Source organism: Lacibacter luteus (assembly GCF_004118265.1).
Taxonomy (GTDB): domain Bacteria; phylum Bacteroidota; class Bacteroidia; order Chitinophagales; family Chitinophagaceae; genus Lacibacter; species Lacibacter luteus.
Genome location: NZ_SDHW01000009.1, coordinates 14,826 through 27,666, shown reverse-complemented (window position 1 = coordinate 27,666; position 12,841 = coordinate 14,826). Strand labels below are relative to the sequence as shown.

Here is a 12,841-nt window from a genome sequence, read left to right as displayed (position 1 = left end):
TGTATCGATCTGTACCTACGTGCCTTTACCATTCACCTGTTTCAACACAGCATATTTGCCCACACTGTCAACATATACATGCTCCCAATCCAGCGGATTATCAGGCCGCATGAGCGATTGCCGTTCCTCAACTTTTGTATTGGTTTTATCGGGTGCTACACCACAGCCGAATAAGAACAGCCCTGTAATGGCTACTAAAAAGAACTTCTTCATAATTATAATTTTTGATTTGATGAATGCAAGTATTGGTTTTCGGTAACGGTACAGTACAAGTAGCAATGCCAGCAACAGAAACAAATACCACCACCACGATACTACCACACGCTTTTTAACTAAATCAACTTCTTTTGCTTTAGCAACTTCACTTACAGCAACCTTGCTGTCTGTATTGGTTTTTACAGCACTCGTTTGTTGTTGTTCAGTTTGCTTTTTTTGCTGCTGCTTGTACTTAATGCCTTTCGGCTTACTGCTTGTTTTTACCTGTATAGTTTGAGGTATATAATCATCAGCGGTTACCGGATAAGTAACAATCTCAATAGTAACAGCTGTGTCCTTACTACCTGGTTCAAATTCAACCTGTACATCAATGCCGCTTTGTTCATCGGTTTTACTTACAGTTGTGCCGGTGCTGTCAACAGTTTGCGTCTGTACTGCAACAGAATCACTTTTATAACTATACTTAAAGTTGCTTTTAAGTTTGCGCAAAGTGCCGCAGCTGCATAGCATGGCAAGGAGTAAAAAGGCAGTCAGTAGTTTCATTAGTCTTTGTTTTCGGTATCGTTCTTTTGGTTACGGCCAAAGAAGTACAGTAGTACAATCATTACTGTATCCTTAACAATGTCCAGCATCTTAATATTAATGCGCTCAAAAGCATCTACCCCAAGCATATTGCTTAAATAGTAAATAGCAATGCTGTTGAGGATGATTTGTATAATAAGTAAGATGAGCACTGCACCTGCTGCGAGGTGCATAAATTTTTGTCGGTTAAGTTTATCCCACATATTAATTTTCTCCTTTTTTGTTTCGTTTATAAATCTGATCGATGTGGTTGATCAACGCCGCTACTGATGCCAGCCCACCCAATATGGCTAATGCTGTATGGCCGGTAAAAATTGCACCGATGAAAGTAGTGCCGCTTATAAAATCCAGCGCATAGGTAATTGCCTTGTGTATCATTCGTATTTCCATTGCGTATATTTTTTATCTGTCACTATGCTTCAACTTTATCTGCATTGATAAATATTTCGTCCACCTGTGCATCTGTTAACTGCAAAACAGATTGAATAAACAGCGTTGTTGGGCTATTCCGTAAAACAGTGTTGCTGTATTCCAAACCTTCTTCTGCTGCTATCTTCAAATTACTTTCAGGCATGGCCGCAATGGTATCTTTAACCGTTTGAAGCAACCCCAACGAACGCAATACTGTTCGCAAACACCACAACGGTACTTTTTCAGGAATAATTACAACAGGTGGCTGTTCTGCTTCCTCGAACTGTTCAATCGTTCCACCGTTACTTTTTTGATAAGAAATTGCTTCCTGCTGATTTGTAAACTCAACACGACTGTTTTTATTTATCACTGCGTACTTTATCATACCATTATTTTTGAGTTGCGAAAATTTTTCTAAACCAGAAATAATCCCAATACAAAAAACGCTCTGTTGTTCCTGCTGTTTTTGTTATACGGTTATCTTGCCCAAGCCACCCTGTAGGAATATTAGTTGTGTGGTTCGCTACTTCAACTCCATCTATGTAAAATATTGCTCTGTTAGATGTGGCTTTAATCGTTAAACGATACCATGTATCAGCAGCTACCGTTACGCTTGTAGTCGTCCATGTACGTGAACCTCCGTTTGCAGTGGCGCATTGCCAATTCCCCGATGCTGCACTACCTGTATATGCGCCTGATGGAGTGTAGTAAAATTTTATCTGGTCGTTGTAATTGATACCAGATACCGAAGAGCCGGAAGGGCCTGCAATACAGTAAAATGTATTTGTTCCATCGCTTAAGTCTTCAACACGATAACGGTATTCATACATAACTGTGTCTGTGCCGAGTAAAACATCTGAATAGTTTGTGTAATATACAGAACCGCCAAATGTTGTAGTTCCTGTTGTAAGCCTTACAATTCCAATATCACTTTCTGAAAATCCAGATACATTAGCCGAATATGCCCCAGTACCATTATAAGATGCTTGAAAAATAGAACGTGGGTAATATGAATTGTTTGATATGCCTGTATTGATACCTCCCATAAATTCATCAATAATTTCAACACCTGCACGGGGCATAGGTGCAGGGCCAGCAGATAGCGTTGCAGGGTTGGCAATCGTTATGCTATCTCCGTTATCTGTAATGGTAATTGTACCACCTGCTTTAAATCGTTTGAAACGCAAATCAACACCACTTTTGTCTTTAAAAATACCAACGCCTGTGCCGCTAAGGTTAGAGGCTGTGTTTACTTCGCCACCGCTAACTGTCCAACTTCTATTTGCGCTCATATCAAATTCAACACCGTTGATTGTTATAGTTCGGGAACTGGGTACAGCATCGGTAATTCCATAACCACCTAATGTGGATGGCGCACCGATTATCTTACTCCATGCCAGCTGGTTTATCCACGATGGGTTGTTGTAAGTGCCGCTTAAAACAGGATAAAACGCACTATAATCAGCTTCTAAAGCTGTTACCGCACCCATACGGCCAAAAACGCTGCTTACTGCACCAGCACCACCGCCACCAATAACGGGTGTCCATTTAGGGCCTGTAAGTACATTAAAATACTGGTAAATAATACCATTAGCTGGCCGTTGTGTTATTGCACCGTTTCGGCTGGGTGTCCAGGTTGTATCTCTTTCAGGCAGGTAAAACCGTTCATTTGCAAACAGGTAATCTGCAGTAACCGTTGTTGCTTTAATTGTTTGTGCTTCTGCTGTAAAGGCAGCTGCAGAAAAAAGCAGTAAAACAAATATCCGTTTCATTATCGCTTGAAAATTTTAATGACTGTTGAAGCTGTTATGCCTGTGAAATAATAAGTGGTGCCTGCAGTTACATCAATCAACTGCAGCAGTAACCGGTTAGCAGCTGTAATTTCTTCACCGTTCCACACTTCGCCACCGCCAACGGTTGTGCCCATTTTAAATGTGATGGTTGCAGGATCGTACACACGTATAAATTCAATCACCATATCAACCGGTGCCGTCCAGCTGGCCGCTCCTGGATTGAGTGTTATAGGAAAGCCGCTGACGCTGTTTATGTCATTTTGTAACGAAGGAGTAAGATCAGAAAACGCAATCTTCTCATCTCTATGACGAAATGAATCAAGCCAATCCCAAAATTGACTTTGTAACGGTTTTACACCTGTTACAAACCAGCTTTTTAATATTGATACACTTCTGATTGCCATTACGCTACTCTTTTAGCATACACCACCACGGTTGATGGTTGCATGTTATTATGTGGGTCGCCATCGCCAAGGCTTTCTGTTTCCATATATCCACTGGCTAAGGAGTTATCATTATCACCTTTTAAACTCACATTTGCACCACCGCCAGCAGTATCATTTACATAATATCCGCCGCCAGCCTTTTCAATTTTTAATTTTACATCAGGCAACTGTTGCTGTAAAAGAGTATTTGTTCTTTCGCCATATTGGCTTCCTTCAATACTGTTTAAAGCATCGCTCACGTTAGCAACAGGAATGCCATCGTACCATAAACCAACGGGAACCCTATTTTGTAATGCTGATACCAATTCATACCCTTTCATTTCCCAACGACCAACTTCTGCAACAAACCTGTCGTTTAAGGTTTCCATCATTACAATGCGGCCTGCCGGTGTCATTGCCCGGTCAAGAACATTAACATATCGTTGAGAGGTGTATGGATCAAACTTGATAAATAACCCTGCGACTGGCTCAGCAGTAACCCATGCACCATCATCTTTCAAGTATGCAGGGTATACACCGTTATAAGTTTCAGAAACCAGTAGCGAACCATTGAACAATACAAGACCTGCACCTATAGCTAACTCTCCGGGCACCACATCAACATCAGTTACTTCACAACCGCTAAGTATTACTTCAGCTTCAAACTGAAGAATGCTATCGAAAATGTTTTTTACCTGCGCAGTAAAGTCCTTAAGGCTTGTTAAGCCAAATGGAAGCCGCTTTAAATCTGCGTATGGAAAACCACCAATACCCAGCGTGGCTGTTTTAGTATAGTAAACATCTTTTAACGAGGCATCTTCAAAACCCTCTTGTCCCACCGCTTCGCTAACAACAACTGTTGCTGCTAATGCACCGCCTGTAAATGGTATCAATTCACCACTCACACATATCCATCCGTCAGTTACGTTCACTCCATTATCAATACAACCGCTCACCACAAACTTGTCACCAAGTAATGCAGCCAGTGAAGCAAGTGAGTTGCGGTAACTGTCCTGCATAAATTCCAAAGTATCCTGGTAGGTATGCAAGCCACCTAATTTGGTAAAGTCAATACGTTTCATATAAATTGAACGGTGTAAGTTTTTGTTACAAGTTTATAGCTGTCAACATAAGCCCTCAGCTCCGGCATATCAATTGCAATACTTACAGGTATTACAATCAGAAAATCAACACTAAAAACTGAGGTCTCATTTTTACGGTATAATACCAGCTCCGTTGCTTCACTTTTCCTGTACAGCACCTGCTTTTTTGCTTCCGTTTTACGGTATAATGGAATTGCTTGTTTTTCCGGCGGCTCATCAATGTAAATACGCCTCAGCTCCACATCATATTTATCGTTCAACGCCTTTTCTAAGAAGCACACCTGCGGAGTGATCTGCAATTTGTATCGTTGTGTATTACGATAAATAACAAACAATGAGTACAGAGTAACCAACGGCTGCAATACTGCCTTTATCCAACCATTATGCTTTGCCTTGCGCCAATGCTCATACATGGTCTGCAAACCCAGCTTCTTAAAATCAACGTTATATGCCTGATAGTAAGCCACTATACAATTGGTGTTTGAGCGATGTAAGTAATATTTAAGTCCGCATCATCAGCAAAGCGCAGATAACCGCTGTCAGGTGTTGTCTTTACATTTACATTGGTGAATGGGAGCAAGCCGTATTTTGTTTGCGCCAAATCAATGATTGGAATAGTGATCCCTTCTACCTGTTGCAATGCATCAATGTGATATTGCAAAACATAAACACCGTTAAATGGCAAGTTCTTCAGGTAATCTTTGATGGCATTCTTTACAACATCAGCGGCAGTGCCATCGGTGCGGCTACCTGTGCTGTCAAGGATTAACGGATCGTAATAAATACGCCAGTTCATTTTAATGCTATCAGCAGCTATACTTTCAATTACCAGTTTAACACCGGCATCCTTAATGCGTGCAAAATATTCCTGCACACCTGCAAGCTGTGGAGCAGTGAGCGGAGCAAGATCACCACCGTTTATCCTTGCAAGTTTTATTCGTAAGAACACACGGCCATATTGGTCTGTTTGTTCAACAACAGCGGCATAGGCAACAACCCTGCTTTCTTCAATTTGCGTATCAGTATAACCTGTGTTATCAAATTGATCACTATCCTCTTTTAACGGAAAACCATGCTGGTAAGCCAATGCTTTGCTTGCATACCATTTTGCAGTATGTGGTTTAAGCGTAGCAATGGTTTCAGATACTTCCTGCTTGAACAGATCAAAGAGCTTTTCATGAACCCAAATAGCAAAAGAAACAATGTAGCTCCATGTGCGCCACTTACTCACACGGCTTGTACTGGTAAGTTCAGCCCCTAAAGTGGCATCAGCTTGTACTGCCGCAATGATCTCGTTATGTATTTCTGCAATTGTTCTTGCCATTATTAAGAAACTTTAAAATCATCCTGTATAATCCAGTAACCAATTCCTTCCAGCACTTCACCTTGGTCATTTGTTTCTTGATAGTAACTGGCAGGTGCTGTTGCCGGATTGTTGAACACAGTTACTATTCGCTGCTTTTGTATATCTGCAACCGGCATCTTTATCATTTGGCCGGGTATCAGCATTTCTGTTGTTGAAATGTTGTTGAGTGCCGCCAGCTCCACCACACGTTCAGCATCACCTAAATACTGCACTGCTAAATCGCTTACTGTTTGGTTTTTCAACACCTTTACCTCATTCGTAAGCGGCTTTGCCACACCGCTGTTAAATGCAGCCGTATTTTTCTTTATTGCATCCGGCACTATCAGTATAGTTCCTGCAACCAAGTCATCCGTTATTCCAATATTGTTTAAAAGAGCTATGTCATACGCCGCAGCCGCATTACCAAGTCTTGCAGCTATATCAGCCAATGTTTCGCCGTATAATACTTTCGTTGTCATTTGTAAGGTGCATCAAACACCAGCTTTCCCTGTTCGTTAAAAGCCACATATTTCACATTCATTCCATCAGCATTGAACTGCACTTTTATTTCACGCAACAAGCCACTGCGGTCTTCATTTTCTAAATGCATAAACAATCCAACACCCAATTCAGGAAATTCTTTACTGCCACCTTTATCAATCAACAACAGATCGCTTTGATGTTGCTGATTGCTGAAGCCGATAACGAGATCGCCTTGTTCAATACGTAAATCACCATCCTCATCTAATAAAAAATCCTTCATTAGTTTACTGTATGTGTTATCGTTCCTGTTACTGCACCCCCGCCACTTGGAGCTACCAACCCTGCACTGTACTGTATCCGCAACTCTTTTATCTCATCAATCAGCACCTTTGCCAGTTCACCGCAAAACCAATCCAATTGCTCATCTCTGGTATCGCCGTTGGCTTCCATGTTTTCAAACAGGGTTTTCAAATTGCCTTTTAATCGTGCGTTACTAAGAGCCACTTAACAATGTTTTAAGTCGTGTTTGTATTGCTGTTATACCTGCGCTGTTCTTTGGTGCGTAAATAGCCTGTATTTCAATTATCAGATCATCGAGGCACTTGCCCAGGTTCTGCGCACCACTTTCAATCAAAAACTTCCCGTTGTGCATTTCAAACAACATTGTGCCATTTACAATACGGTACTTTTCAATTTCATCAACTGCTATCACCATCCATTCTTCATCATCTTCAAGCCTTGTGATGGCTACGTAACTGTTAACCTTTGGAATAATGGTTACGCTTTCATTAGTGTTAATCACCGGGCGCAATCGAACATCATTTATCTCTATACCATCCTCATCCACAACACAGGTAAATTCATCCTCATTTACACTCACCACCTTAGCAATAATGGTAGCATCAGGGCCATACTTCTTTGCCAGCTTTGCTAATTCCGATCTTATTTGTTCCTCTTTTGTCATGATCCTAAGTATGCGCCAATCGAAATTTTTTGTCGGCCACCGCTGCTGTTAAAGTCGCCCTCTACTTTTTCGCAGAAATAAGTACTTGCTCTCTCCGGGTAACGAACATCATCAATTTGAGAAGCCATACCTGGTTCAACCACAGGAAACAGAAATGTTGTAATCACACCTTCATATCCTTTAAACAACAGTTTCTTTCGTTCCTCTTCTGCTATCTGCTGCATCAATGCCTCACTGTCAATATGCCGCACCTTCAATATTTTCAACATGCCATCTTTCGGGCCGTTTTTTGATTTTGTTTTTGTGCCATCCTTTCCACGTTTCTCTAACTGGATGGTAACTTTTGCCAGCTCCCTGTTCTGTTCAAACTTCAGCTGATCATCCTTCAGTACATTCCAGTTCAATCGATGCTTAACAGTTGTCTGCGCCTCAGTCATTTTTAATCCGCAATACAGCACTTCATAATTGAAGTAGATAGTAAGGAGGCATTTGCTTTTTAAATAATCAAGCACATCCGTTCCTTTTACATTTTTGAAGTAAATGTTCTTTAAAGGAATATCCGGTATGCTGTCGCTCAGCACAATGTCAGTTCCCGCACAGAGATCACGCAAAAGCTGCTTTACGGTTGTAGATGCATAGCTTTTGGTGTAACCCTCTTTCTTACGCAGCTGGTAACTGTAACCCTCGCACTCAATCTCTAACGGCACACTAAAATTTACCCTGCGGATAAAGCCTTTAAACCGCAATGGATTATTACCATCGTAACCGCAGTATGCTTCCACCTTCATGCCTTCGGCAAACTGCAGCCCGGTTTGTACTTGTTTATACTGATCGCCAACTCTACGAACCACTGCAACCGCAGGTATCTTTATAACAGCACTGTCAGTATAACTGTCAATACTCCTTTTCCATGAAAAGGAATGAGGCTTAAACGGCTTATAAGGCCCAACAATAATATCGGCAGTCATTAAAAACATTACTTCAACTCCAGTGTAAAAACAGTATCGCTTTTCAGTTGCATGGTAAACGGGCGAACATGCTCACGGCCTCCCTGCACTTCATCAATGTTCAACCGGTATATCACCACACGTCTTTGCTCACTTGGTTCCAAATTTTTATTACTTAAAAAAATATTTGAAAGAGCATTATCCAGTGTCACAGCTTTTTGCGCTTCATACAACTCACGCAACTGGCTTATTTCTTCTTCAGGAAACAACCTGTTTTCACTAATGAGAAATCCTTTTATGTTGATCTCGTAATCGCCAATGCTCCACTGTTCTTTTACGGTTCCTACACGCTCCGGCAAAGAAGTTTCAACAATGGTCTTGCTGTTGTTCATGCTTATGACTGCATAAGGCATATACATCAGCAATTCGCTTCCATCGTAAAAGCGGAGTGGTAACATAATCTCCACACCACGGTACCGCTCTTTTACAAGAGATCCACGCTGGGTAAACTCCTGTTCGGCCTGTATAAGCTGGGGAGTAACCTGGTATGCGTTGGTTTCGGCACCATACACTACTTCAGGTACCACCGGCTTTTTACCAAAGCGTTGTTTATACAACTCTGCTATATCTACAACCAGATAATTCATTACTGCACGCTTGCCCCGCTGTTTAATATGCGCAGGAACATTTCCTGAAACTTCTGTTCAATCGTATTCCAGTCGCCTTGATTGTTGATGTCTACTTTATCTGCAAGCTTTTGCATAAACGTTACTCCGTTTATGTTTATAGTACGTGGGCCACCTCCGGTAATTCCACTTGCAACGCTGCCATCTTTCTTATCCTTCTTATCACCACCACCAAGAGCTTTAAACGGATTGTCCTTTCCAATATCTGTTGCTGTTGTTTTGGCAACATTGTTTTTTGCTGCCATCGCACTCAAAAACGGATTCACCATCGCATTAAAATCACGTGGCTTAACGTATTCAGATGGGCCACCGGCAGCATCAAATGTGTTCGGTAATTCGTCCTTGAAGCCTAACAGTTTTTTGGCAACACGATAGATACTTTCAAACGTGTTCATTATAGGCTCTAAAACAAACTTGCTTAAAACAGTAAAGGAGTTTACAACACCATTGTATAGCAGATCAAAAACAGTGAAGGTTACTTTAATCGCCGTCATAGCATCATGAACAAGTCGGGAGTTCTTAGCCCATTCACCCGATTGATCTGCCAAATATTTCATTGGTGCCATTGTACCTTTTACTAACGTGTTAATAACCGGCAGCGTAAACTCAGCCAGCTGTAACAAAGGCTCTGCAAAATCCATAGCCATTGTTGCAAGCGGCATTAACGTTTCCCCTAAGCGGGTTTGAAAACTTTCCCATCTGCCTTGCAGCTGTGCCAGCTTACCGGCTGGCGTTTCGGCCATCTTGTTCAGCATATCGTGGTACAAACCACCTTGCCCGGTTGCACTTTTAAATGCAGCGGTAATCATGTCGGCACTAATAGCACCTTCCTCCATTTTCTTTTTCAACACACCAATAGAAAGCCCTGTTTTTTTGCTGATCTCATTTAAGGGGTTAAACCCTGCGTTAATGAATTGAAGCAAATCCTGCCCGGTTAAACGGCCTGCAGCACGCACCTGGCTGTAAGCCAGTGTAAGGGCATTCAGCTTTTCGGTATTACCCATACTCACATCGCCCAGCATCTTAAGGTTACCGATCACTTCACGCTGATCGATACCAAAGCCCATCATCGTTTGTGCGTTCTGAAAAACAGAAGGCCCGAGTATAGTATCCTGTTGGAGTTTGTTGAGATCACCGGCAAGCCTTTGGCCACGGCCTGCATCACCAGTTAAGACTTCAAAGCTTTTAACAGTACTGCCGTACTCCATTGCTTTGTTAATACTGTTATTAGCAAAGGAGAAAGCTGTTGTAAATAAGCCAATAGCAACTGTAGCAAGACCGAGTTTTTTAATCCATCCTCCTATACCTGATCCACTGGAAACTTCACTGTTAAAGTCAAGATTACCACCATGCATCCGGGCTGCTCTGTTAAGGCCATCAAGCTCTGTCCGTAATTGCCGTATATGTGATCGGGATGTACTTGAAGCAATAGGAGCCTCAACTTCTTTTATCTTCCTTCTTACGCCATCGTAACTAAGTGCAAGTTTATCGTTGGTTTTTGCAGCAGCCGTATTTGCGCCTGTAACAGTATCAGCCATCTTCTTTGCATTAGATGCCACCTTGCTCAAGCCGGAGCTTGCAAGGTCTTTCATCTTTACAAAAAATTCGAGTACACTGTTATTCACCGCTAAAAATTTTATTGAGTGTTTTGGTAACATTATCTGCCTGTTCCATTTTTCTTATAACAAGCAGGTAAGCCACCTCTTTTATAAATTCCTCGTCCGTCAGGGAAGAAACATCAAGACCTGGTCTGTAATGCTGCAACAGAGCTTGCAAAAAGCCGATGCTGTTTACATCGGCTTTATCTGCTGTTTCTTTTATCTCTTTACCATGAAGGCTTTTTTACCTTCCAGTATTTTATTGAACTTGTTTGCAGCCGGTATGAAGTATTCGTCTTCCGTAATTACATCCATGTCGCTGTGTTCTTTTATAACACACTCATTCATGGCCGCTTCAAGGAAGATGTACAAACCTTCATCTTCAATTTTTGTACTGGCATACGAAAGGATGTGCCTGTCAATTGGTTTTAAAATCAGAAGCTTAATAATTTCTTCTTCATTCTCATCCAATATGGGCAAGTACCATAATCCTTTGTACTTATTACTTAGTTGAACCAGGGCTTCTTTTGAACCAAGCTTTTGTATTGCCAGCTCTTCACACTTACTTTTAATCAGGTCTTCTTTTTCCTTACGTTCTCTTTCCCTGATTTCTTTAATGGTTGATTTGTTGGTATTGGTTTGAAACATATTTGCGGTTTTAGTTTACGTTATAATGTACCTGCACGTAAAGTGAGTTCTTGTGCTATCCACGGCAATGGCACTTCCATCATTTTGGCATTTTGCGCCATTGCAAGTGTTTGATCGGTGATGGCAATACCCATCGGTGCTTCAATAATGCGGATGGGTGTTTGTGGGTTGAGCTTAAAAGCTACTGTAAGCAGAATGGCCGGGTGAGGAACATGAAGAATGTTCTTATAACCTGCTGCCTGTGCTGCATCGGTAATCTTATCAAATTCAAATTTCAAAAGAGTAAGCGTACCGCTGGCACTTTCATTACCCATTGTAATATCAATGGCTTTTTTACCGGCTGCATAAATCAACTCCTTTTCAAGATTCTCTTTGAACTCAAAACTGCGCAAGCCGATAATGTTTGCTCCAAGCAATTTCATTGATACTTGCGCCCAGGCGCATTCTTTTGTACTAAAGCTCATAGTGTAGTATGTTGTTTAATGGAAAGAGGTTTATGCAGCTGCAAGCCCTAAATCCACTTCAATAAATGTTGTATATCCTTTTGGTACAATGCGTACTCGTACCACCAGTTTACCAGTATTTACAATGTCCTGCGCAGGGCTGATGTATATCTTCACATCGCTAATCTGATCGCCCATGCCTGCACGTACCTGTGCTTCAAGTTTTCCTTCAAGTGCAGCAATATCCAGTTCGCTGATCTTGCCATCAACAATATCAACTTCACTTTCCAGCTCATCCACATAAGTGCCTAATACAATTACAGCAGCTTTATCAATGATGCGGCCATGTACACTGATGCGGAAATCGCCGGTGTTAGCCATACGATCAACACCAATGTAAAAACCTGCTTTAGTTGGGTGGTTCATAAAGCTGATGATACCGGTACCATGAAGCGTTTCGAGGTTCAGCATTTCACTGATCTTCTTTGTACCGATGTACACTTCGCTCAATTGTAATGGCCCGTTGGCAACCTTACCCGGTTTAATATGTGCGCCATACTTAACCATGCGACCGAGAGCTGTGCCAATGCTTGCACTTCCATCGTCATTACTTCCACCTACAACCAATCCTGCATAATCGCTTTCAATGGTTTTAGGTTCAAGAATATTTACACTTTCCTCATTAGCCACACGGCCTTCAACAAAGCAACGGAGGTAAGAGTATTTTGTATGCTGATCCTGTACAAACGTGATTGTTTTGGTTAATGCAGTTTCAACATCTGCATCATAAAAATCTTCACCGGCATCGTAACCGGCATCGGGCTTGCGAAATACACCCAGCAAACGCACACGGCCCTTTGCAGCAGCCAGTAATTTTTTTGCACCATCCTCATTGTCCTTATCCAGCATCTGCGTCATGCTCATCGTATCTTCTACGCCCATAATGTGCAGCTCCTGGTTACCTGCCAGCTCTGCATAAAACTCACGCAGGTGGCGGTGGAAATCCGGCTCAGCAAGTGCTGTATATCCTTTGTCTTCTGCATCCTTCAAACTGTAAACCACGTTATGTATGCCAATAAGGCCAACTGTTTGCACAGTGCCAACAATACCGGCAATACCATCTATGGCAGCAATGTCTTTTAACAAATTGCCATCAGAAAAAAGGATCGTTACTTTAGGAAAAGACATCTTACTGTT

Annotated in this window: 19 protein-coding genes; all 19 read right to left on the bottom strand. The window is 41.7% G+C overall.

Annotation, left to right across the window (positions count from 1 at the left end; genetic code table 11):
- Positions 1 to 15: 15 nt before the first annotated feature.
- Positions 16 to 759: a hypothetical protein gene (locus ESA94_RS20525; RefSeq protein ID WP_129132837.1), complete on the bottom strand. Its 744-nt coding sequence runs from the start codon at positions 757 to 759 to the stop codon at positions 16 to 18.
- Entirely contained in the window at positions 759 to 1,001 is a 243-nt protein-coding gene (locus ESA94_RS20520) for a hypothetical protein (protein ID WP_129132836.1), read from the bottom strand. Before ESA94_RS20520 ends, ESA94_RS20525 begins: the two co-directional genes overlap by 1 nt.
- A 1-nt stretch (position 1,002) precedes the next feature.
- Entirely contained in the window at positions 1,003 to 1,188 is a 186-nt protein-coding gene (locus ESA94_RS20515) for a hypothetical protein (RefSeq protein ID WP_129132835.1), read from the bottom strand.
- A 22-nt stretch (positions 1,189 to 1,210) separates the two neighbouring features.
- Entirely contained in the window at positions 1,211 to 1,594 is a 384-nt protein-coding gene (locus ESA94_RS20510; protein WP_129132834.1) for a hypothetical protein, read from the bottom strand.
- Between the two features lie 4 nt (positions 1,595 to 1,598).
- On the bottom strand, positions 1,599 to 2,981 hold the full coding sequence (locus tag ESA94_RS20505; protein WP_129132833.1) for a hypothetical protein: 1,383 nt from the start codon (positions 2,979 to 2,981) through the stop codon (positions 1,599 to 1,601).
- Positions 2,981 to 3,406: a hypothetical protein gene (locus tag ESA94_RS20500; RefSeq protein WP_129132832.1), complete on the bottom strand. Its 426-nt coding sequence runs from the start codon at positions 3,404 to 3,406 to the stop codon at positions 2,981 to 2,983. Before ESA94_RS20500 ends, ESA94_RS20505 begins: the two co-directional genes overlap by 1 nt.
- A complete protein-coding gene (locus ESA94_RS20495) occupies positions 3,406 to 4,509 on the bottom strand; it encodes a hypothetical protein (protein WP_129132831.1) in 1,104 nt (367 codons plus the stop codon). The genes ESA94_RS20500 and ESA94_RS20495 overlap by 1 nt, the downstream gene beginning before the upstream one ends.
- A complete protein-coding gene (locus ESA94_RS20490) occupies positions 4,506 to 4,997 on the bottom strand; it encodes a hypothetical protein (protein WP_129132830.1) in 492 nt (163 codons plus the stop codon). Before ESA94_RS20490 ends, ESA94_RS20495 begins: the two co-directional genes overlap by 4 nt.
- Positions 4,997 to 5,854 (bottom strand): nucleotidyltransferase, encoded by an 858-nt coding sequence (locus tag ESA94_RS20485; protein WP_129132829.1) that lies wholly within the window; start codon positions 5,852 to 5,854, stop codon positions 4,997 to 4,999. The genes ESA94_RS20490 and ESA94_RS20485 overlap by 1 nt, the downstream gene beginning before the upstream one ends.
- A 2-nt stretch (positions 5,855 to 5,856) precedes the next feature.
- Complete coding sequence (locus tag ESA94_RS20480; RefSeq protein ID WP_129132828.1) at positions 5,857 to 6,354, bottom strand: LysM peptidoglycan-binding domain-containing protein; 498 nt, start codon at positions 6,352 to 6,354, stop codon at positions 5,857 to 5,859.
- Positions 6,351 to 6,638, bottom strand: coding sequence for a hypothetical protein (locus ESA94_RS20475; RefSeq protein WP_129132827.1), 288 nt, complete (start codon positions 6,636 to 6,638; stop codon positions 6,351 to 6,353). The genes ESA94_RS20480 and ESA94_RS20475 overlap by 4 nt, the downstream gene beginning before the upstream one ends.
- The gene (locus ESA94_RS20470; protein ID WP_129132826.1) at positions 6,638 to 6,862 is read right to left on the bottom strand and encodes a hypothetical protein; all 225 of its coding nucleotides are present in this window, start codon (positions 6,860 to 6,862) and stop codon (positions 6,638 to 6,640) included. Before ESA94_RS20470 ends, ESA94_RS20475 begins: the two co-directional genes overlap by 1 nt.
- Complete coding sequence (locus ESA94_RS20465; RefSeq protein ID WP_129132825.1) at positions 6,852 to 7,322, bottom strand: hypothetical protein; 471 nt, start codon at positions 7,320 to 7,322, stop codon at positions 6,852 to 6,854. The genes ESA94_RS20470 and ESA94_RS20465 overlap by 11 nt, the downstream gene beginning before the upstream one ends.
- On the bottom strand, positions 7,319 to 8,290 hold the full coding sequence (locus ESA94_RS20460; protein WP_129132824.1) for a hypothetical protein: 972 nt from the start codon (positions 8,288 to 8,290) through the stop codon (positions 7,319 to 7,321). The genes ESA94_RS20465 and ESA94_RS20460 overlap by 4 nt, the downstream gene beginning before the upstream one ends.
- Positions 8,291 to 8,298: 8 nt before the next feature.
- A complete protein-coding gene (locus ESA94_RS20455) occupies positions 8,299 to 8,916 on the bottom strand; it encodes a DUF6046 domain-containing protein (RefSeq protein WP_129132823.1) in 618 nt (205 codons plus the stop codon).
- Positions 8,916 to 10,613: a tape measure protein gene (locus ESA94_RS20450; RefSeq protein ID WP_129132822.1), complete on the bottom strand. Its 1,698-nt coding sequence runs from the start codon at positions 10,611 to 10,613 to the stop codon at positions 8,916 to 8,918. Before ESA94_RS20450 ends, ESA94_RS20455 begins: the two co-directional genes overlap by 1 nt.
- A 159-nt stretch (positions 10,614 to 10,772) precedes the next feature.
- Entirely contained in the window at positions 10,773 to 11,201 is a 429-nt protein-coding gene (locus ESA94_RS20445; protein ID WP_129132821.1) for a hypothetical protein, read from the bottom strand.
- Positions 11,202 to 11,221: 20 nt separating this feature from the next.
- Positions 11,222 to 11,665 carry a hypothetical protein gene (locus tag ESA94_RS20440; protein ID WP_129132820.1) on the bottom strand — a complete coding sequence of 148 codons (444 nt, stop codon included), beginning with the start codon at positions 11,663 to 11,665 and terminating at the stop codon, positions 11,222 to 11,224.
- Between the two features lie 30 nt (positions 11,666 to 11,695).
- The gene (locus tag ESA94_RS20435; protein ID WP_129132819.1) at positions 11,696 to 12,832 is read right to left on the bottom strand and encodes a DUF2586 family protein; all 1,137 of its coding nucleotides are present in this window, start codon (positions 12,830 to 12,832) and stop codon (positions 11,696 to 11,698) included.
- Between the last annotated feature and the right edge of the window lie 9 nt (positions 12,833 to 12,841).